This window comes from Christiangramia fulva (assembly GCF_003024155.1).
Classification (GTDB): Bacteria; Bacteroidota; Bacteroidia; order Flavobacteriales; family Flavobacteriaceae; genus Christiangramia; species Christiangramia fulva.
On sequence record NZ_CP028136.1, the window covers coordinates 988,013 to 1,008,948 of the forward strand.

The 20,936-nt window shown below is 41.9% G+C and carries 15 protein-coding genes; 8 read left to right on the top strand and 7 right to left on the bottom strand.

Translation table 11 applies throughout. The annotated features are described in order from the left end of the window. Positions 1–83 precede the first annotated feature (83 nt). The 5 genes from C7S20_RS04570 to C7S20_RS04590 all read right to left on the bottom strand — a co-directional run bounded on the left by C7S20_RS04570 (position 84) and on the right by C7S20_RS04590 (position 8,045). The gene (locus tag C7S20_RS04570; RefSeq protein WP_107011374.1) at positions 84–1,166 is read right to left on the bottom strand and encodes a hypothetical protein; all 1,083 of its coding nucleotides are present in this window, start codon (positions 1,164–1,166) and stop codon (positions 84–86) included. Between the two features lie 15 nt (positions 1,167–1,181). Further along, a complete protein-coding gene (locus C7S20_RS04575; protein ID WP_159039866.1) occupies positions 1,182–2,771 on the bottom strand; it encodes a RagB/SusD family nutrient uptake outer membrane protein in 1,590 nt (529 codons plus the stop codon). A 10-nt stretch (positions 2,772–2,781) separates the two neighbouring features. Then, positions 2,782–5,937 carry a SusC/RagA family TonB-linked outer membrane protein gene (locus C7S20_RS04580; RefSeq protein WP_107011376.1) on the bottom strand — a complete coding sequence of 1,052 codons (3,156 nt, stop codon included), beginning with the start codon at positions 5,935–5,937 and terminating at the stop codon, positions 2,782–2,784. A gap of 248 nt (positions 5,938–6,185) precedes the next feature. Next, positions 6,186–7,154: a glycoside hydrolase family 5 protein gene (locus C7S20_RS04585; RefSeq protein WP_107011377.1), complete on the bottom strand. Its 969-nt coding sequence runs from the start codon at positions 7,152–7,154 to the stop codon at positions 6,186–6,188. Between the two features lie 18 nt (positions 7,155–7,172). Further along, positions 7,173–8,045, bottom strand: a complete 873-nt coding sequence (locus tag C7S20_RS04590; RefSeq protein ID WP_107011378.1) for an AraC family transcriptional regulator — start codon at positions 8,043–8,045, stop codon at positions 7,173–7,175. Positions 8,046–8,252: 207 nt separating this feature from the next. Here C7S20_RS04590 and C7S20_RS04595 point away from each other — a divergent pair, with 207 nt between their 5' ends. The 7 genes from C7S20_RS04595 to C7S20_RS04625 all read left to right on the top strand — a co-directional run bounded on the left by C7S20_RS04595 (position 8,253) and on the right by C7S20_RS04625 (position 17,584). Then, positions 8,253–9,380 (top strand): glycoside hydrolase family 26 protein, encoded by a 1,128-nt coding sequence (locus tag C7S20_RS04595; RefSeq protein WP_107011379.1) that lies wholly within the window; start codon positions 8,253–8,255, stop codon positions 9,378–9,380. Between the two features lie 3 nt (positions 9,381–9,383). Continuing rightward, positions 9,384–11,225, top strand: a complete 1,842-nt coding sequence (locus C7S20_RS04600) for a sodium:solute symporter family protein (RefSeq protein ID WP_107011380.1) — start codon at positions 9,384–9,386, stop codon at positions 11,223–11,225. Between the two features lie 3 nt (positions 11,226–11,228). Further along, positions 11,229–12,425: a glycoside hydrolase family 130 protein gene (locus C7S20_RS04605; RefSeq protein WP_107011381.1), complete on the top strand. Its 1,197-nt coding sequence runs from the start codon at positions 11,229–11,231 to the stop codon at positions 12,423–12,425. Further along, positions 12,422–13,627, top strand: a complete 1,206-nt coding sequence (locus C7S20_RS04610; RefSeq protein WP_227009096.1) for an AGE family epimerase/isomerase — start codon at positions 12,422–12,424, stop codon at positions 13,625–13,627. Before C7S20_RS04605 ends, C7S20_RS04610 begins: the two co-directional genes overlap by 4 nt. Then, positions 13,617–14,897, top strand: coding sequence for a glycoside hydrolase family 26 protein (locus C7S20_RS04615; protein WP_107011382.1), 1,281 nt, complete (start codon positions 13,617–13,619; stop codon positions 14,895–14,897). The genes C7S20_RS04610 and C7S20_RS04615 overlap by 11 nt, the downstream gene beginning before the upstream one ends. Continuing rightward, positions 14,890–16,197, top strand: coding sequence for a glycoside hydrolase 5 family protein (locus tag C7S20_RS04620; protein WP_107011383.1), 1,308 nt, complete (start codon positions 14,890–14,892; stop codon positions 16,195–16,197). Before C7S20_RS04615 ends, C7S20_RS04620 begins: the two co-directional genes overlap by 8 nt. Before the next feature lie 124 nt (positions 16,198–16,321). Continuing rightward, the gene (locus tag C7S20_RS04625; protein WP_227009097.1) at positions 16,322–17,584 is read left to right on the top strand and encodes a glycoside hydrolase family 140 protein; all 1,263 of its coding nucleotides are present in this window, start codon (positions 16,322–16,324) and stop codon (positions 17,582–17,584) included. A 115-nt stretch (positions 17,585–17,699) separates the two neighbouring features. Here the strand turns inward: C7S20_RS04625 and C7S20_RS04630 are convergent, their stop codons facing one another. Beyond that, positions 17,700–19,067, bottom strand: coding sequence for a sialate O-acetylesterase (locus C7S20_RS04630; protein WP_159039867.1), 1,368 nt, complete (start codon positions 19,065–19,067; stop codon positions 17,700–17,702). Between the two features lie 4 nt (positions 19,068–19,071). After that, on the bottom strand, positions 19,072–20,148 hold the full coding sequence (locus C7S20_RS04635) for an SGNH/GDSL hydrolase family protein (protein ID WP_107011386.1): 1,077 nt from the start codon (positions 20,146–20,148) through the stop codon (positions 19,072–19,074). 438 nt (positions 20,149–20,586) lie between these two features. On the opposite strand from C7S20_RS04635, the gene C7S20_RS04640 reads away from it, so the two are divergent. Further along, positions 20,587–20,898 carry a DUF6660 family protein gene (locus C7S20_RS04640; protein WP_107011387.1) on the top strand — a complete coding sequence of 104 codons (312 nt, stop codon included), beginning with the start codon at positions 20,587–20,589 and terminating at the stop codon, positions 20,896–20,898. Positions 20,899–20,936: the final 38 nt, after the last annotated feature.

Here is a 20,936-nt window from a genome sequence, read left to right on the forward strand (position 1 = left end):
TTTTATTATCAGTTTTTTTGAGATGTCCCGGAAGCCATATCCGGGACACGTTCATAGTTTTTTAATTATCCTTTTTCCAGATTTTACAGGAAACCAAAATCATCTATATAAAATATATACTGTGCTTTACCTGTATTGGAAGACTCCTGGAAATCCAGACGGAAAATAGTGTTTGGTTCTCCTCCATTCGGATAAAAATTCGAAAGAGGGATCACAACTTTCTTCCATTCCCCAGGAATAAGTTCGATTTGCTGATGAGTAGCATTTCCATCAAAATCATTGATCGCAAGCGTCACAGAATCGCCCGGAGCGCCGGTCCCGTAAAGAGATACGGTGATAGCTTCATATTGATCGAAAGGAATATCAGGAGCGAGGAATGTAATACCAGACCATCCTTCTCTAACGCTTTTTATCGAATATTCGCCTAAAGCTGGATCGGTGTTCTGAGCATCAAATGTTCCACCCCACTGGCTCATTTCCCAATCTGGGTTCAGAGCATCGATGAAAATTGAATAACTAAATCCATAGGATTCCGATTGAGCCACAGCGCCTCTTGATGTTTCAAGATAAATATAAGCCTGTTCTACTCCGGAAGGCACCGCTACGGTCACTTCGGTTTCAGAAACTGAAAGAATTTCGGCTTCTCTTTCAACTAAATTTCCGTTCTCCTCAGACCCTGAAACGAAGGTCACTTTAGTTGTCTCAGAAAAATCCCCTCCATGAAGAGTTACCGTTTTAACTCCATCAACAGTAGCTTCGGTATACTCTTCAATGGTAAGAAGTGAAAAGTCATATTCCGTTGTACCGTATAAATTAACAAGAGTCATCTTGTTATTCTGACCCACGTAGGGTGCATTTTCAGGAATAGTCACAAAAGTGAGCTCATCTGTAGTCAATGCCGGATTAAAGCCAGCCTGTACCCCATTGAAATAAATTTCTGTTAAGGAAGCCAAATTCTTCCCCCGAATTATATATGTATTTTCAAGTACCCCCTGGGTCACAGGGATATCTTCCCGGGCCTCTGAGACGCTGGTTACTACCGGAGGCTCTTTAGCTGAATCTATCGATTCCGTAGCAAATTCATCCTCACATGATACTAAAGAAAATACACTAATTAGCAGTATCATGAAGGAAAAGAATCCTTTATTTAATGTTCCTTTTTTCATGTTATATTTTTTAGTTTATTGTCCGTCTTCAAAATCATATGGCACCGGCGGTTCAAGTAAGGCAGGGTTATTCTGTGTTTCATTACTAGGGTAAGGAAACAGTAGATCATCTGCCGTTGGAGTATAATGTTCAGAGTTCACCGTTGGAGGGTCAGTATCATTATTGAAGGTTCCTCTTTCGGTATTCGATAAGTAATCGATAGCAAATTCCGGCCCTCTTCTAACTACATCATACCACCATTCGAATTCAAAAGCAAGTTCAATTCTTCTCTCGTGAAATACATCTTCCAGTGTAGGGTTTTCAAGATCTTCCAGCCCGGCTCTGCGACGAACTTTATTGAGAGATTCTACACCTTTTTCGTATGGACCGCCACCTCTTAGTGCTGCTTCCGCATTGATCAGAAGGAGTTCTCCATATCGTAAGATGTACGTATTATTGGGATAACTTTGCATGGCTCCTCCTCCATTCGTGGATGGATTCCCTACTACATATTTTTTAATACCCACATTTGTTCCCTGGTGGTTTACATTTTCTGAAACCGTGTACCCCCCATTTAAATCGGGATAATAAGCTCCCGGGGCCATGATAGTGGCATAATATCTTAAATCCTCATCTGTATCTTCATAAGCAGCCTGAAGGTCTAAAGATGGACCGATAGCCGACCAGCCATCAGAAAACCCGGTAATTCCGGCCTGGGCGAAAAGAGACTGTAACCCATTCCCTTCTGCATACTGCCCGGAAGTAGACCACTGCAGTGCAAAAATAGATTCGGGATTATTATCATTCGCGGTTAGGAAAAGATCGTAATAGCTTCCCGAAGGATCCCCATCTTCAGCATCCCCTCCGTAGAGTTTAAATTCCCCCGAATTGATAACTTCTTCTGAAAGCTGATAGGCTTTAGACCAGTCTTCCTGGTAGAGATAAATTTTAGATAGCATCGCTTTTGCCGAACCACTGGAAACCCGTGCATTTTCATCATAATTGGAACCTCTTGTTTTATCTTCGAGATTTTCCATCGCAAATTCAAGATCCCTTATAATGAACTTATATACATCTTCTACCGGATTTCTTGGAACCACAGGTTCTAAAACATACTCAGTATTATCGGCGATGATTGGAACGGACCCAAAAATCCTCACCAAATAAAAATAAGCGGTAGCTCTTATAAATCTTGCTTCCCCCAGGGCGTTGTTCAACACCTCTGGTGAAACATCGGGCCCAACAGCTTTAGGTAAAGTGTTTATCAGCGAGTTTGACTGAGCAATTACTGCATACAGAGATTCCCATGCCTGAGTAAGGGTTCCATGCTCACCGGTGATGGCAAAGTTGTCAAAATCGGCATTTCGAGGATCCCATGTGCGACCGTTACCAGAACTCAACTCCCCAATTGCCCATGCTACATTAGTGATAAAATTATACCAGGGTTTGGAGTATAGATGATTTGTTGAAGCCCTTACCTGAGCATCTGTTTTATAGAAGGTATCAACACTGTAAGAATCTTCCGGTGGTCTTTCTAAAAAGTCTTTGCTACAGGAAGGGAAGCATAGCAAAACAGCTATGGCAGCTCCAATCATCAAGAACTTTGATTTGAATAAATTCTTCATCTTCATATTTTTATAATTCAACATTCAGCCCCATTGTAAATGTTCGGGGCGATGGGTAACGCCCATTATCAACCCCCATGAGCAGGGCATTTTGGTTATAATTCCCTACTTCCGGGTCATATCCTGAATAGTTGGTTAGAGTGTATAAATTCTGGACGCTGCCATAAATTTTAAGATAGCTTAGTCCTATTTTTTTAGTAGTGCGGGCGGGTAAGGTATAGCCCAGGGTTAGGTTCTGTACTCTAAGATAGGAACCATCTTCAATATATCTATCGGAAATATTAATGTTTGGAGTATCATTACGCGCTAAACGAGGTGAGCTGGCATCCGGATTATCTATCGACCAGTAATCCAGTACAGAAGGCGCCTGGTTCACATAGTAGCTATTGGCCGCCGTAAGCGTTCTATTTACCGCATTGAAAATATCATTCCCGTAAGATCCCTGTAGGAAAATGGAAAGATCAAAAGCCTTATAAGTGAAATTGTTCTGGAAACCGAAAGTAAAGTCGGGATGCGGGTTACCAATTACGGTTCTATCATCGTTATTGATAACTCCGTCACCGTTGATATCTTTAAATTTAACATCCCCAAGCCAGGTTGAACTGAAAAGTGCATCTTCGAACGGACGTCCAAACTGAATTGGAGCCCCTTCTATATCAGAAGTGGTTCTGAATAAGCCTTCCACCTGGTAACCGTAAAACATTCCAACGGGCTCACCTACTTTAGTCTGGGTAATATTCTGATTAGAATCATTTAGACTCAGATCTCCATTAATAGTCAAATCTCCCAGGAGTTCAGTAACCTTATTATCATAATGGGAAAAAGTCAAAGATGATTTCCAGTTAAAATCATGCTCTCCCAGCGTGGAATAACTCAGAGTAATATCAAAGCCTTTATTTACCATTTCGCCGAGATTTACCCAGGGAGCGGTAATGGCACCGGGAGAATTCCCACCGGTCACAAAATCAGTCACCGCCAGTTGATACAAAAAGTCTTTTGAGACTTTACGATACACCTCAACCGTGGCATTTAATCTTGAATTTAAAAGTCCAAAATCAACTCCAATATTTGTTTGGGTAGAAGATTCCCAGGTTAAATCGGGATTTTCGTAATTAGCGAATTCAAAGCCTGTTCCCAAGCCCGTACTTATAGTATTCAATCTTACACCGTATGCAAAATTTGGAATGGCCTGGTTTCCAACTTCACCATAACCTCCATAGATTTTAATATTTTGAAGGGCTTCAAAGTCTTCCATAAAACTTTCATTTGAAAGTCTCCAGGAAGCAGAAACTGAAGGGAAGTACCCCCATTTGTGTCCTTCGGCAAACTTGGAAGATCCATCTGCCCGCAAGGACGCAGTTAAATTATATCTGTTATCAAAAGAATAAATCAAACGGCCGAAGTAAGATTCCAGAGCTGAGCTACCTTTATACTGATCTGTATAATCGTTAGCATCTCCTGTACCAAGAACCGGAACATCATTGCTTACAAAATCTCCGTCCTGGGCTATTACTCCTCCCCAGGAAGATTCCTGCACTTCCTGCCCTGCAAGGAAGGTCACATCATGCTTTTCATTAAAGGTATCATGGAAAGTAAGAAGGTTTTTTATGATCCAGAAATCATTGTTTTCCCTTCTTACGCTTAAGCTGTTTTCACCTCTTTCCAAGGCTCCATAAGTAAAAGTGGGCTGGAAACGATCATTCAGGTTATACCCGAAATCTCCTCCAAATTCTGTTCTGAAGCTAAGGTTATCGGCAATTGTAAACTCTGCAAAAAGATTTCCAAAGAGTCTGTTTCTGGTGAGTTTATTGTCTATACTCAATGCTTCTGCAATCGGATTCCTTATACCAAATGCGATCTCATCGGCAGTAACCGGCCCCGCGAATGATCCATCGGGATTATATACTGCTCTGGCAGGATTATTTAATAATGACAATGAAATAATACCATTACTGGCATTGTTCAAAGTAATTTTGTCATTTGTTCTACTTCCGGTCATGGTGATACCGGTTTTTATCCAGTCATTGATCTCAGCATTGACATTAGCCCTAACTGTAATTCTGTCAAAACCTGAACCTATAACAGTTCCTTCCTGATCGGTATAGGAAGAAGAGATATAATAATCTATTTTTTCCGAAGCGCCTGAAAAAGACAGTTCATGGTTTGTCTGCATGGCATTGTCAAAAATTTCAGCCTGCCAGTCAGTCCCCCGGCCTAATAAACTGGGATTTAGAAATTCAATTTGCTGATTCAGGCCGTAAATTGCCCCAATCGTGTTCTGCAATTCAGCATACTGCTGAAGATTCATTACATCAATTTTATTGGTAGGCTGCTGAATAGCGGCGTATGTACTATAGCTAAGTTTCCCTTTTCCCTTTCTTCCTTTTTTTGTGGTTATAATTACCACACCATTAGAACCTCGCGATCCATAAATAGCCGTAGCCGATGCATCTTTTAAAATATCGATAGACTCGATATCATTAGGATTCAATGCTGCCAAAGGACTAACATCGGTTTCTCCTTCCCCGTCAGCAGTTGATCTTCCACTGGTGGCTATATTCCTGGAATCCCCAGAAACCGGAACACCATCTATTATATACAAGGGTTCGCTGGAGCCCGTAATAGTATTAACTCCACGGATTTTAACCGACACTGAAGCCCCGGGACGACCTGAGTTCTTGGTGACCATTACCCCTGCGGCCCTACCTTGCATCAATTGATCGACACTCACCTGAGGAATATCATTCAGCTCCTCAGCATCAATCCTGGAAACAGAACCGCTGATATTCTCTTTCAGCTGTGAACCATAACCAATTACGACAACTTCTTCAAGGCTTTCAGAATCTTCGTCGAGAGTAATACTTAAATTTTCCCCTCCGGAAACTTTTACTTCCTGGGTAACGAAGCCTACAAAGCTAAACACGAGTACAGCATTATCCCCCACCTGTATTTCAAAGTTGCCATCAAAATCAGTGGTGGTACCGTTATTGGTGTTTTTTTCAATCACATTTACCCCAAGCAGAGGCAAACCGTTTGTATCGGTAACATTTCCGCGCACCGTGTTTTGTGCCACCCCTAGTTGGGCAAAAAAACAAAAGAGAACTATTAAAAGTAATTTTCCCTCTCGCGGTAAACCGTTTTTACTTTTAAGTAATTTAATGTGCATAAGAATCAATTGGCTATTTTATTCAACTATTATAGTATTCATAATATTCAATGATCTATTTTAAATCATTATCATATTTCAACCATATTTTTTCACATACTCAAAATTAGAGGGAAAGTTAAACCTCTGTTAATATTATTTTATCATTTCATAATCTTATTTTTTCGAAAGTGTTAAAAAACAGATATTAATCAGCGACGCTCTATTAAAATAGTGCAGTTAACACCGTAATAAGTGTAAATTATTATCTACTCTTTATTCTTCTGACTGAGCAATTTCCTAACAAATTTTCCCGATTCTGTTAGCTGACTTTTCAAACTTACCTCATCTGCATTCGTTCCAGGTACCAGTGCAGCAGAACCTTCATCCTTATCTGCAACAGACCAGTTACACCAGGAAAGCTGGTGTTCATGCATAAATTGAATCCACTGCAGGGTTTCTTCTTTGTAAACCCTCCCATCCCCATCTGCTTCCGTAGTTCCAAATTCGCTCACAAATACAGGCAAGCCCAGAGCTATAGCATTTCTGGCTTCAGAGCGCAACTCCTCACCATGTGTACCTGCATAAAAATGTAAGGTATAGGCTATATTCTTAGCATGGATCGGGTCATTAGCCGCTTCCATTAATTTTTGAGACCATCTTGGCGTCCCGCAAATAATTAGGTTATCAGGATCATTTTCCCGAATTACACTAATGATTTTTTCATGATATGGCTTAATTACATTAGACCAGGAAACTTCTAACGGTTCGTTATAAATTTCATAAATAACATTAGGGAAATTGCCATATTTCCGGCTCAACTCATCAAAAAAGGCCATCGCTTCCTGCGTATGATCTTGCGCATGATGGTCGTGCCAGTCCACAATGACGTAAAGATTTAGCTTTATAGCTGCATCTACCACCTCAAAAATTCTTTCTTTTTCCTTTAAAGGGTTTTCCAGATAACCTCCATGTTCTATGCCCATGGCAGCTCTTATAATATCGATTCCCCAATTATTTTTTAGGTGGAGCAGGGTTGTTTCATTATAAAATTGCGGCTGCCACTGGCTCCAAAAAAGAGACATTCCATGCAATTCAACACTTTTACCGCTCTCATCTACTAATTGCACACCTCGTAAACTAAGATTGCCGTGCTTTAGAACAGGCTCATGTTGAGCAAAAAGCATATGGAAATTTAAACTGCCGAACAGGACCAGTAGGAATATATTTTTATTCATGGCTATTTGAAAACACTATTATAAAACTCTCTTAATACCGCTAAATTCTTCTCTGTACTGACTGGGAGTACAGTCCTTGCTCTTTTTAAAGACCCGATTAAAATTCGCGATATTATTAAATCCGCAACGAAAGGCGATCTCCGCAATACTCATTTCCTTTTCTATAAGCCATCTCGAAGCATATCCGATTCGGGTATCATTCACGTATTCTATAAAAGTTTTTCCCGTTCTCTTTTTTATAAAACGGTTGAAGGAAACCGGACTCATATTTACAAGATCTGAAATTTCTTTGAGGCTTATTTTATTCTGATAATTCTTCTGGACATACTCATAAATTTTTTTGATTTTGTCACTATTTTCAAAATCCTTGTTCTCAAAAACATACGTTGACAACAACCTCTGGTTTCTTGAATTTGCCAAATCGTATAAAATAGAAATAAGCTCCAGAAAATAATCTATACTATCGATTTTTGACAGTTTGGTCAGCCGCGGTTTTACCTCTTCAGAAATTTTTTTTGAAAATAAAATCCCATGAGCCGATCTTTCAAACATATCCTTTACGGGTTTCATGATTCTTCGGCTTAGAAGCTTGGCATCAAATAAATCCTGATGAAACTGGACGGTGACTTCGTGTATTTTTTTATTGGTACAGCTGTGCAATTCCCATCCATGCTGTAGATTAGGCCCTACCAGAACCAGCTCGATATCCCCTATTTCTTCCATACTGTCCCCTACAACTCTTCTTATTCCCTCTCCGTTTAAAATAAAGTTAAGCTCATATTCCGGATGAAAATGAATAGGAAAATCAAAATCATCCTTTACCCTGTCAAAAACCAGAAAACTATCTGCCGGGGAAAGAGGGGTTATTTCTCTATGGACATTTTTATACATGTGGTTAGTATTTTTTCAGAAAAAATTTTATCAAGAATTGACAAAATTCTATTAAATAAATATGCTTATGCAAGTTAATTTTGGATTTCCTTAACTTTTATGAAACAATATTGATTAATTCTGAATTTTTGTGAGGTTAAATATATAAAAAGATAATATTACTCATAACATAAATAATCTATTCGATACCGATTTCTACACATTTACATGAAAAATATTATCACTTTAATAATACTATCTTTTATCGCTCTGCTTTTTACCGGTTGTAATTCCTTACAACATAGACAGCTTGAGAACCTGTCTCTAGCCGATAAAAACACAGCAAAAAGCGCCAGGATTCTTTATTTAAGATTAAAGGAAATTGCCGATAGAGGCATTGCCTTCGGGCAACAGGATGCTACTTTATACGGCATAAACTGGAAACAGGAACAGAATCCTATGGAAATCAGAAGTGATATAAAGGATGTTTCCGGAAAACTTCCGGCGGTTCACGGCTATGAACTTGGCCATATAGAGCTGGGAAATTCCTTTAGTTTGGATACGGTTTCTTTTGTCACTATGCGCGATCAGATTAAAAAAATACATAAAAGAGGAGCGATCATTACCTGTAGCTGGCACCTTGACAATCCCGTCACCGGTGGAAGTTCATGGGATAAAACCCCGGCAGTTGCGGCGATTTTAAAAGAGGGGACTCAAAGAGGCAAATACGAATTGTGGATAAAAAGGCTGGCTGATTTCTTTAAATCGCTTACCGATGAGAAGGGTGATCCAATCCCGGTGGTATTCCGCCCTTTCCACGAAATGAATGGAAACTGGTTTTGGTGGGGAGCTGGAAATTGTACGCCCGAAGAATACAAGGCCCTCTGGCGACAAAGTTTTCAGCTGCTTCAGGAAAACGGCGTTCACAACCTGCTTTTTGCCTATTCTCCCAATATTATGCAAAGCAGGGAAGATTTTGAACGTTTTTATCCCGGTGACGATTACGTAGATATACTTGGCGCCGATGTGTACAATTATGGCGGAAGAGAGGCCTATATTACCAATCTCCAACGCAACATTGCCATAATCAAGGAAAAAGGACTCCAGAAATCTAAACTCTATGCTTTAACTGAAACCGGAAACACAACTCCCGGTAGCGATGCCAATTTTTGGACAGAAAGTCTTTATCCGGGAATAAAAGATTCGGGAATAGCCTGGGTACTTTTATGGAGAAATGCCAGATTAGATCATTATTTCTCGACCTATCCTCAAGATATCAGTGCAGAAAATTTTAAAAAATTCGAGGAATTGAAAGAAACACTTTTCCTAAATGAAGTTCAAAAAATCAAATTTTAAGCTATGCTACAGGGCTTCGATATTGCAATAATTCTTCTTTATTTGGTGGGCACCATTATCATTGGTCTGGCTTTAAGAAAAAGAGCTCAAAAAAGTAAGGAAGATTATTTAATGGGAGGTAAAAGTCTGCCGTGGTATATGCTGGGCCTATCGAATGCCTCGGGTATGTTCGATATTTCCGGTACCATGTGGCTGGTCACCCTCACCTTCGTATACGGTTTTAAAAGTATCTGGATCCCCTGGCTTTGGCCCGTCTTCAATCAGGTGTTCCTGATGGTATACCTTTCGGCCTGGCTTAGGAGATCGAACGTCACTACCGGCGCCGAATGGATCCTGTTCCGCTTCGATAGCGGCAAAGGAGGCCGCTGGTCTCATACTATCATCGTGATCTTTGCAATTCTAAGCTGTCTTGGTTTCCTGGCCTACGGCTTCATTGGCCTGGGAAAATTTGTGGAAATATTCATTCCCTGGGAAATCGTTTCTCAATATATTCCATTTCACGTACCTGCGGCCTATATTCCTCATTTTTACGGTATCATTTTTACCATGTTCGCCGTGTTTTACTCGGTTTTGGGCGGAATGTCGGGCATCGTATGGACCGATGTGCTGCAATACACGGTGATGACCATCTCTTCCATAGCCATTGCCGTTATAGCATGGCAGGCCATAGGCGACCATACGTTGAATGTGCCCGATGGCTGGATGAATCCGTTCTTCGGCTGGCATCTTAATATGGACTGGAGCGGAATTATTGATGAAGTGAACACCAAGATCCTTTCCGACGGCTATTCCTTATTCACCATCTTTTTTATGCTGATGCTCTTTAAAGGAATTCTTGCGAGTATAGCCGGCCCAGCACCAAATTACGATATGCAGAAGATCCTGTCTACGCGTTCTCCTCTCGAGGCTGCAAAGATGAGTGGCTTCGCCATTTTTGCCCTCATGCCCACGCGATATTTAATGGTGGGAGGTTTTTCTATCCTCGCGGTCTTATTTTACGGGCAGCTTGACCTTACTACGGCGGGGATCCTTGATTTTGAAAAAATATTACCGGCGGCCATCCAGCAATTTGTGCCTGTAGGCCTGATGGGCTTGTTGCTGGCCGGCCTGCTCGCCGCCTTCATGTCTACCTTCGCAGGAACCTTAAATGCCGCCCAGGCTTACCTGGTGAACGATATTTATTTAAAACATTATAATCCGCAGGCTTCACATTCCAAGGTGAAACTGATGAATTACGGAAGCGGTATCGTGGTAGTGATCATAAGTATCATTCTTGGATTTTTCGTTCAGGACGTAAATTCAATTTTGCAGTGGATCGTTTCTGCCCTCTACGGCAGCTATGTCGTTTCGAACGTTTTGAAATGGCACTGGTGGCGGTTCAACGGCGAAGGCTATTTCTGGGGAATGCTTTCGGGTATTATTCCCGCACTGATTTTCCCTTTATTCACAGATACGCTGGATCTGTATTATTTCCCGGTGATCCTGTTGATTTCAATAGCCGGAAGCATTATAGGAACCTATACCGCACCGCCCACCAATATAGAAGTACTTAAGAATTTCTATAAAAAAACCCGCCCCTGGGGCTTCTGGAAACCCATCGCTGACGAGGTGGAAGCCGAGGACCCCGAATTCACCCGGAATACGAATTTTAAAAGAGACATATTCAACGTGGCTTTAGGCACTGTAGCTCAAACCCTGCTGGTAGTGATCCCTTTATACCTCATCCTGCACCAAAGCTTACCTCTTTTCGTTTCACTGGCCATACTTATAGTGTGTGTAGTAATTCTGAAAAAGAACTGGTGGGATAAAATAAAAGTTGAAAATAATATTAGAAGAAAAGAGTAAAATATGGATTTTACAGAAAAAAATAAACCGGCGACAAGAATTCAGAATTTCGACAGGCTGGTAAAAACCCACCGCGAGCTGATCGAGCGCCCTAATTTTCCCCAAAAGGATTCGAACGGGATTTTTGAAAGATATGAACATCCCGTGGTAACCGCCGCGCATACCCCGCTGGAGTGGCGCTATGATTTCGATGCCGAAACCAATCCTTATGGTCTCGAACGCATTGGCATTAATGCTGCTTTTAATCCCGGCGCCATTAAATGGAACGATAATTATGTGCTGGCGGTAAGGGTGGAAGGCAATGACAGGAAGTCTTTCTTTGCTATGGCCGAAAGCCCGAATGGCGTTGATAATTTCAAATTTTGGGAAAAACCCGTGGTCATGCCTCAAATCGGCGAGCCAGATACGAATGTCTATGATATGCGCCTCACCCGTCATGAAGACGGCTGGATCTATGGAATTTTCTGCACCGAAAGAAAAGACAAAAAAAATCCGAACGATACTACAGCAGCGGTTGCCAACGCCGGGATCGCTCGTACCAAAGACCTGGTAAACTGGGAAAGGCTCCCCGATCTTATTTCTTCTTCGGGCCAGCAGCGAAACGTGGTGATGCATCCAGATTTCATAAACGGCAAATATGCCCTGTACACCAGGCCCCAGGATGGGTTCATTGAAGTGGGCAGCGGCGGCGGAATTGGCCTGGGCTACATTAAAGATATCACCAATCCAGATCTCGAAGACGAAAGGATCATCAATCAGAAGGCCTATCATACCATTTACGAAATGAAGAACGGCCTCGGGCCGGCTCCTATCAAAACGGAAGACGGCTGGCTTCACCTGGCTCACGGGGTACGGAATACTGCCGGAGGCTTGAGATACACCCTCTATATGTTTATGACCGATCTTGATGATATTTCCAAGGTCATCTACCAGCCCGCAGGCTATTTCATGGCGCCTAATTATAAAGAAACCGTGGGAGATGTCCCGAACGTACTCTTTGCAAACGGGTGGATAAAAGATGATGACGGGAAGATATTTATCTATTACGCATCATCAGACACACGTTCACATGTAGCGGTTTCTTCGATTGACAAACTGATCGATTACGTGAAGAACACCCCGCAGGATGATTTTACCTCGGCATCTTCGGTGGAAAAGATTCTCTGCCAGATAGATAAAAATAAAAAACTGGAAAAATGATCGCTGAAAAAACTCAAGCCTATAAGACCAGCCTGGAGCAGGAACTCCGGGAAATTCTCCATTTCTGGGAAGAAAATGCTATTGATGAAGAATTTGGAGGTTTTATGGGAAAAAGAGATTTTTTCAATAAAAAAGTAGAGAAAGCCCCTAAAGGGATCATTCTGAATACCCGTTTGCTGTGGTCTTTTTCTGCTGCCGGCAATCATTATAAGAATGACCGTTATAAAGAATTAGCCACCAGGGCCTATCGCTATCTCAGGGAAAATTTCAGAGATACGAAAAATGGCGGGGTCTTCTGGGAACTCGATCATACAGGAAAGCCTATTAATACCCGCAAGCAAATCTATGCCCAGGCCTTTGCTATCTATGCCTTGTCGGAATATTACGAATACTGCAAAGAAGCGCAGGCTTTGGAATGGGCTGAAGAACTTTTTCAGTTAATTGAAGAAAAAGCGCTCGATCCCGATCAAAATGGATACTACGAAGCTTTCCAGCACGACTGGTCGCCAATCAAAGATATGCGCCTGAGCGAAAAGGATGATAATTCTTCAAAAACCATGAATACCCATCTTCATATCCTGGAAGCTTACGGCAATCTATTCCGGGTAAAAGGAGGTGAAAAAGAAAAAAAAGCGCTTGAAAATCTGGTCGATTTATTTCTGAACCGATTTTTATATGATAATATCTGGCATTTTCAGCTTTTCTTTGATGATAACTGGAAAAGGGCCAATAACCTTATTTCCTACGGTCATGATATTGAGGCCGTGTGGCTGATCCTCGAAGCGGCCAGGGCAGTGAAGAATGAACAACTCATCCAAAAGGCTGCATCTACTACTATAGAAGTGGCCAGAACTTTTCTGAAAGAAGCCTACATTAAAAATGCGGGCGTCATCAATGAAAAGGATCTTGACAGCGGTAAGACGGATACCGACCGTCACTGGTGGCCGCAGGTTGAAGCCATGCTTGGGCTGGAATACGCGTTTGAGCTTACCGGGGAAGATATTTTCCGGAAGGCTGAGCGCGATATTTGGAAATATACCCTAAAACATATAAAAGACAGAAAGCACGGGGAATGGCATTTCAGAGTCGATGAAAATAACCATCCCTATACCAGCGAAGATAAAGTAAGCATGTGGAAGGCGCCCTACCATACCTCCCGGGCTTTGATAAAACTGTTAAAAAACCATACCTATGAAAAATAGAATTTTCCTTTTGGTTTTCTTTATGGGTCTCATCATGACCAGCTGTTCAAAAGATGAAATCGAAGAACCTACGCCTAAACCGCCAGATACGGGAAATCCGGATGAAACTCCTGAAGAACCCGAGGAAAATCCGGATGAGGAAGCTACCATCAGTTTTCTGCCTTCCGAGACTCCTTCCTATATGGTAGATGCTTCGGCCACTGCAGAAACCGTGGCGCTTTTCTATAATCTGAAGGCTATTTCCTATAGCAATTTCATCGTTGGTCAACAGGATGCTTTCAGTTCATTTTATAATGATAACGATGGCTATTCCGATATCAAAAAACTTACGGGGAGCGATCCCGGGATGCTGGGTTCAGATTTTATGTTCATCACCGATGACCAGAACAACGGGCAGCCCAATAACTGGTTTTACCAGCAGGAACAAATGATAAAGCAAAACGCCATCGATGCCTATAATAAAGGAATGGTAAATATCTTTTGCTGGCATTTGCGCGAACCCTATGAAGGCGATAATTTTTATACTTCGGAAATGACCGAATTCCAGAAGCAGAACGCCTTCAAGAGTATCCTGCCGGGCGGTGCCAACCACGAGTATTACAAGAAAAAACTCCAAAAGGTAGCCGAATTCACCAAAAGCCTTGTGGGGGAAGACGGGAAGCAAATTCCTATTATTTTCCGCCCATTTCATGAATTTGACAAGGATTTTTTCTGGTGGGGTGCGGCTTACAGCAGTCCTCAGGAATTTATCGATGTATGGCGTTTTACCGTTGAATATTTAAGAGATGAGTTGGGCGTAGACAATATGCTTTACGCTTTTTCTCCCGATAACAGCTATTCTACCGAGACTACCTATTTACAGCGCTATCCAGGCGATGCCTACGTAGACGTGGTAGGAATGGACAATTATGGTGACCTCTCTCCCCAGGATGGTTCCAGAATAGGCATTGCGAATAAAAAACTGCAGGTGGTTTCCGATCTTGCCGAAGAAAGGGTGAAGATCCCGGCCTTTACAGAGACTGGGTATTTTGTTACACCTTCAGAAACTTATCTTGCTCCCGATTTTTATTCAGATATGTTATACAAAGTGCTTACCGATAATGATATAAAAGTCGGCTTTATGATGTTCTGGCAGAATTCTGCCGACACCTATACCGTGCCGGTACCAGGTACCGACGGAGCCGAGGATTTCATGGATTTTATCGAAAAGCCAGAACCCTGGTTGCTGGAGGATATGTCTAATATTTATGATTTGCCGGCAGATGAATAAGTTTAATTTTTTCCGAATTTCGGCCTTACTCATCCTGCTGGTAAGCTTTATGTCCTGCAGCAGCACCAAGCGCATTACCGTAAAAGACGGTCAATTTTATAAAGGAAAAAAACCATACTATTTTGTGGGCGCCAATTACTGGTATGGGCCGCTTATTGCCGCGCGAAACATTGGCGACCGCGACCGTTTGATAAAAGAACTCGACATGATGGACAGCCTGGGCATTGATAACCTGAGGATCCTGGTTGGCGCCGAGGGAGGAAATGAGGATTTCCAGGTGAAACCTGCACTGCAACCCGAACAGGGCAAGTATAATCAGGACCTGCTGGACGGTCTTGATTTTTTGCTTGCGGAAATGGCTAAAAGAAAAATGTACGCCGTTCTCTACCTCAACAATAACTGGATATGGAGCGGAGGCATGTCGGCCTATCTCAACTGGAACGGCTACGGAGAAGTTGCCAACCCCTTCCTGGAAAAATATTCCTGGCAGGATTATTTTGATTACACTCAGAAGTTTCATACCTGTAAACCCTGCCGGGAAGCCTTTAAAGATCATATAAGATTCATCCTGGGCAGGACCAATACCTATAATGGCCGAAAATATACCGAAGACAACACCATTATGTCCTGGCAGGTGGCCAATGAACCCCGAATTTTCACGGAACAGGATCGCGAGCCTTTTAAGGAGTGGCTTGCGGAAGTTGTTGATTTGCTTGATGAACTCGACCCAAACACCCTTATTTCAACCGGGGCCGAAGGCAAAGCGAGTTATCTTCAGGAAATAGACACTTATAAGATGCTGCACGCCAACCCGAAAATCGATTATCTTACCATGCATATGTGGCCCAAGAACTGGCAGTGGTATTCAGCAGATAATGAATCAGAAACATTAAAATCTTCCATAGAAAAAGCCCGTGATTACATCAATGAACATATCGAAGTGGCCAAAGATCTCAATAAACCCATCGTTATTTCAGAATTTGGATTTCCGCGGGAAAAAGAAAGTCTGTCTAAAGATGCCTCGGTAGCCAACAGGAATGAATTCTACAGTGTGTTAATGGAAATGGTTGAAAACAGCGCTAAAGAAGACGGTTTTCTTGCCGGCCTTAATTTTTGGGGATTTGCCGGTTTCGCCGATACCAACGAAAAAAGCGGAAAATGGGAAAAAGGCGATGACTTTAGTGCCGATCCTCCCCAGGAACCCCAGGGTTTAAATTCAGTTTTTGCTTCTGATACTTCTACGCTTAGTCTGATCAGAAAATATAATAAAATGGTAAATTCTAAAACAGTAAAAAATTGAAATGAACTGCGAAATTCAACTTATTTCCATCTTCTTTTTTTCCTTTAAAAAGCTGAGGATGCTTTTTGTATGGACCGCTATCATTCTTATACCTATTTCCTTCTATTCTCAAAAAACAGCATTTTTGAAGATTAGCCGAGATCACCATTTTTTAGAAACCGAAACAGGAGAACCTTTTTTTTGGATGGGAGATACGGCCTGGGAGCTGCTGCATACCCTCAACAGAGAGGAAATAATAAAATACCTTGATGATCGAAAACAAAAAGGCTTTTCGGTAATTCAAACTGTTATTTTAGCTGAACTAAATGGGTTGAATCTCGCAAATGCATACGGAGAAAAGCCTCTTTTACAGAATAATCCGGCTAGAATTAATGAAAAATATTTTACTCACTTAGATTTTCTCCTCAAAGAAGCCGATAAACGCGGCCTCTATATCGGATTGCTCCCAACCTGGGGAGACAAGTTCAACAAAAAGTGGGGAATTGGCCCCGAAGTTTTTACTCCCGAAAATGCAGAAGCATATGGATTACTGCTCGGAAAAAGGTACCGAAATAATTCAAATATCATTTGGATCCTGGGCGGTGACAGGGTCCCGGAAACCGAAGAACAATATGAAATTATAAACAGCCTTGCCCGTGGTCTCAAAACAGAAGATCCGAATCATTTGATTAGTTACCATCCCTCAGGCGGGAAAATAGCTTCTAATTATATTGATGAGGAGTGGCTGGATATTGATATGTTCCAAAGTGGCCATTCAAGTCTCGCAAAAGAATATGAATACATACAAAATCGAGACAGCCATGGCTTCATTCGGCCAGTGATCAATGGCGAGGCACGCTATGAGGATATTCCTGATAGATTTTGGGAAGAGGAAGATTTTGGACGTTTAGACGCAACAGATATAAGGATTTCGGCATACTGGAGTTTACTGGCAGGAGCAGCTGGCTATACCTATGGCAGCAATGACATCTGGCAAATGTATTCTGAAGGTAAAATTCCATCACTGGATGCCAGATTGGGATGGAAAAAAGCAATGGGATTGCCGGGAGCACAGCAAATGAAATATTTAAGAGAATTTTTTACGTCCTTCGAATGGGAGAAATTGCAACCAGCACAGAACCTTATTAGTAGTGAGAATCCTGAAGATACAGCCTATGTTGCTGCCTCACAAGCAGCTGATTTTGCATTATTTTATACTCCCGAAGGACGATCCTTTCAGGTAAATCTTGACCATTTGAATTTTAAAACTTCCGAAGGATATTGGTTTAACCCACGTTCAGGAACTTCAATAGAGATTGCAGAATCTAACATCTTCAAAAATAATATTTTCAAAACGCCTTCTTCGGGAAAAGGACAGGATTGGCTGTTGGTCCTTCTTTCGAGATAACAAAATTTAAAATAATTCTATTATTCTGCACCTTATTTTAAGTCAGCCTTAAGTAGGTTTTATGGAAAAAGATAGACAGATGATCCCAAAGCCAGTTTTGAACTGAAAGAGTAGATTATTCCAGCTTTTCACTGAAACTTGACAAAGGCAGGCCCGCATTATTGAAAATATTAGACGTACTGGTATTTCTCCAGGAAAAACGAATATACATTGGCTTTTTTACAGGGGAATTTAAAATGATATTATCACCTTTTATTCTGAAAGTTGCGGGCTGAAAATCCCTATTTTCACCGGCTATTTCAAATTGAGTTTTTTTATCGTTCGAAACATATAGACCCCCGGCATGGTTAAAAGATATAATCACCTTCTTCCCTTCTAATGAAGCATTGGAAAACTGCGGAGCGTAGGCCGGAAGCTTTTTACCGAACTTATCAGCCAGCACAAGACGGGCGAAGCGATAGCCCGCCTCTTTCTTATTCTTTGGATGGATATTTTCGGTATTCCCTATATCGCTGGTCATGATCATGCCCGTTTTTTCAAGTTCCAGAGCTCTTCGCTGGGCATCCCTTATTTTTACTCCCGAATATGCGGTCTCATAACTGAAGGGTGCGATCTGTGCGAAATAGAAAGGCAGATCCTTTCCGAAGGTTTCCCTCCAGGATTTTATTAGAGTGGTAAAAATTTCGTGATAATAATCGGCGTTAGGCGTATTGGACTCTCCCTGGTACCAAAGTATCCCCGAAAGTGTATAGGAAGTAAATGGGGCGATCATCGCATTGTAAATCGATCCCGGTTTATTAGGCCCCCACTGAGTATCGGGAAGCATCGCAGCCGCTTTGTTTAGGATGCTGTCTTTCTTAATCATTTTTGCGGGAATCCAGGGTTCGGCGGGAGTGCCACCCCAGGTAGCATTCACAAGGCCGACGGGCACATTGAGTTCCTCGTTCATTTTCTGCGCAAAGAAATAACCGATGGCGCTGAAGTTTTTCATAGTCTCGGGAGTACTTGACACCCATTGCCCGTCGAGATCATTTTGCGGGCACCCGGCAGTGCGGTGGTTCACCGTAAAGAACCTGATCTGATCATTTTCAGCATTCTTGATCGCTTCCTCTCCGCCATCGATTCCCGCGCCTGAGCTCCACTCCATATTCGACTGGCCTGAAACGAGCCACACCTCGCCTAAAAGCACATTTTCAAGCTTTACTGTATTATAGCCGTGAATTTCGATTGTTTGTGAGCCTTTAGCATCAGAAGTGGGTACCATAATTTTCCAGAAACCGGAATTATCGGGCATGGTTTCGAAATTGTCAGAATTCCAACTCAGCTTTATTTTTATATTTTCCCCGGGTTTTGCCCAACCCCAAAGACTTACCTCGGTATTTCTCTGCAGCACCATATTATCGCCAAAGATCTTAGGCAGACTAATATTCGAAAACCCATACAAGGGAATAATACATACGAGGAGAAAGAGCAGTTTTTTCATAAAATCAGAATTTAAGCAGGCCTTTAAAAAAGGGAATAAGCTGTTGAGCCATTTTCGCATGGTCATCTATATCGGGATGGCTGTCACAACCGTGAGGCTGCATATTGTCAAATTCAAAAATGGAAATAGGGCGATTCTTTAAGTTTTCCTTCACCTGTTTCAAGCTCTCAAGAAGCACCTGCTGTTCTTTTTCCCCAACCATAGGACTGGTAAGCAATGCGACTTGCGTATCCGGGAAAAGTTCAAAGATTCTTTTCGTGAAATTCGTATAATTTTCTACGAATTTCTGCTGGTCAAAATCGCTTCTTTCTTTGGTTCCGTCGCCAAACGATAGGTCATTCGTACCCAGAGCAATTGAAACGATATCGGGCTTTCGGGAAAGATCAGCTTTTTTTGTGGAATCGGCATTTAACCGGAGATTCTCATAGACATCGGGCATCACGGGCTGGTCTTCATCATTCCAGTTACGGTACATCCCCATTCCCGAAACGCAACTTAACCGAAAATCCAGGTTTAACGCGCGTGCTACCCTGGGACCATAGGCCAGGTAGGCATTGTGATGATCGTACCACTCTCCCTCACTGCATGAGAGTTCCCTGGTATCGGCTCCCATCCCGCAGGTAATGGAATTTCCTATGAACTCGATGAGCGGCTGTTTTGGATCTTCAGCAGGAATAAGGTTTTGAGCGCTTATTTTATTCAGGATGACATCACCGGTTAGGGCTTCGTTAGCCTTAAATATTCTAACCAAAGTAGTGTCGTTATTACCAAGATCTATCGAGATGGGCGAACCATCTACCTTGTATCTCTTCGAGTTTTGGCCGTTGAGTTCTACCACTACATAATGGTGTTGATCGTTTCCGCTGGAAAGGTAAAGAGTGGCACTGTCGCCAATGACTTTGGTTTCAGCAAAGGCGGCAGAACTGATAAGCGCCACCGCCGAGTCGTTCAATTTTTCAACTCTTCCTTTATAATCGATGGCTTTGCCGGAGGCATTAAAATTTTTGAACTGAACATCAGGTTCTGAGCAGCCAACTGCCACGATACAGATTAGTAGATGGAAAAAATAGTTGTATTTCATGAAGATTTGTTATGCCACTAAATTAAAAAATATGAAGGGGTTCTAGTTCAATGATATTTTCAATCTATTATACAATAAATCCAATTTATTTACATTTTCCTTTTAGTTGTTAACGAAAAGTTAAAGATGGTAATTCGGGGGCACTCCGAAATTACACCTCAGAAAGCCTTATAATTGGCGGCCTAAGCCGAAATTTGAACACTCCCGCCTCGAGTACTTTAAAAACCCATCGGCATTTGATGGGTTTTTTCTTTTATAAGAACAACTTCCCCATCCCGGTTTAATATCTTTAATAAATTCATGTTTTGGCTCTTATTAAGTCTATTCTTACCGGGCCCCTTTCCTCACCTCAAATCAATTTATGACTGATCCCGGCACGCCTTCAAAACTGGAAAATGCTGGTGTTTCCTTTGTACCAGAATTTTTTATATTTGCGCCGTGAAATTAGTAGCTTTAATACTATCATTTTATTTTCTGGGACTCGTCTTTATTCCTTGTGAAGATGCAGCTGCCGAAATGCCTGGTGACCATTCCGAGATTCATAAATTGGATAATTCGAGTCATTCCGCTTCCACAGCTGATGACTGCAGCCCTTTGTGCCAGTGTCACTGCTGCCATGTTCATATCACCAGTTTTGAAGGAAATGATCTGGAATTAGCGGCTTTTGAAATTTCAACTTCCATTCCCAATCATTATTACAATCTGGGAGACGACTTACCTAAATTCTTCTTCCAGCCACCACGCGTTTAATTCGGTTATAGGAAACGTATGTCCTGACGCTACTATCC

Coding starts and splice junctions, on each gene's coding strand:
- C7S20_RS04590 (WP_107011378.1), bottom strand. CDS start 8,045: ATGTATAAAAATGTCCATAGAGAAATAACCCCTCTTTCCCCGGCAGAT.
- C7S20_RS04610 (WP_227009096.1), top strand. CDS start 12,422: ATGATCGCTGAAAAAACTCAAGCCTATAAGACCAGCCTGGAGCAGGAA.
- C7S20_RS04635 (WP_107011386.1), bottom strand. CDS start 20,148: ATGAAATACAACTATTTTTTCCATCTACTAATCTGTATCGTGGCAGTT.
- C7S20_RS04585 (WP_107011377.1), bottom strand. CDS start 7,154: ATGAATAAAAATATATTCCTACTGGTCCTGTTCGGCAGTTTAAATTTC.
- C7S20_RS04605 (WP_107011381.1), top strand. CDS start 11,229: ATGGATTTTACAGAAAAAAATAAACCGGCGACAAGAATTCAGAATTTC.
- C7S20_RS04630 (WP_159039867.1), bottom strand. CDS start 19,067: ATGAAAAAACTGCTCTTTCTCCTCGTATGTATTATTCCCTTGTATGGG.
- C7S20_RS04580 (WP_107011376.1), bottom strand. CDS start 5,937: ATGCACATTAAATTACTTAAAAGTAAAAACGGTTTACCGCGAGAGGGA.
- C7S20_RS04575 (WP_159039866.1), bottom strand. CDS start 2,771: ATGAAGAATTTATTCAAATCAAAGTTCTTGATGATTGGAGCTGCCATA.
- C7S20_RS04595 (WP_107011379.1), top strand. CDS start 8,253: ATGAAAAATATTATCACTTTAATAATACTATCTTTTATCGCTCTGCTT.
- C7S20_RS04620 (WP_107011383.1), top strand. CDS start 14,890: ATGAATAAGTTTAATTTTTTCCGAATTTCGGCCTTACTCATCCTGCTG.
- C7S20_RS04615 (WP_107011382.1), top strand. CDS start 13,617: ATGAAAAATAGAATTTTCCTTTTGGTTTTCTTTATGGGTCTCATCATG.
- C7S20_RS04600 (WP_107011380.1), top strand. CDS start 9,384: ATGCTACAGGGCTTCGATATTGCAATAATTCTTCTTTATTTGGTGGGC.
- C7S20_RS04570 (WP_107011374.1), bottom strand. CDS start 1,166: ATGAAAAAAGGAACATTAAATAAAGGATTCTTTTCCTTCATGATACTG.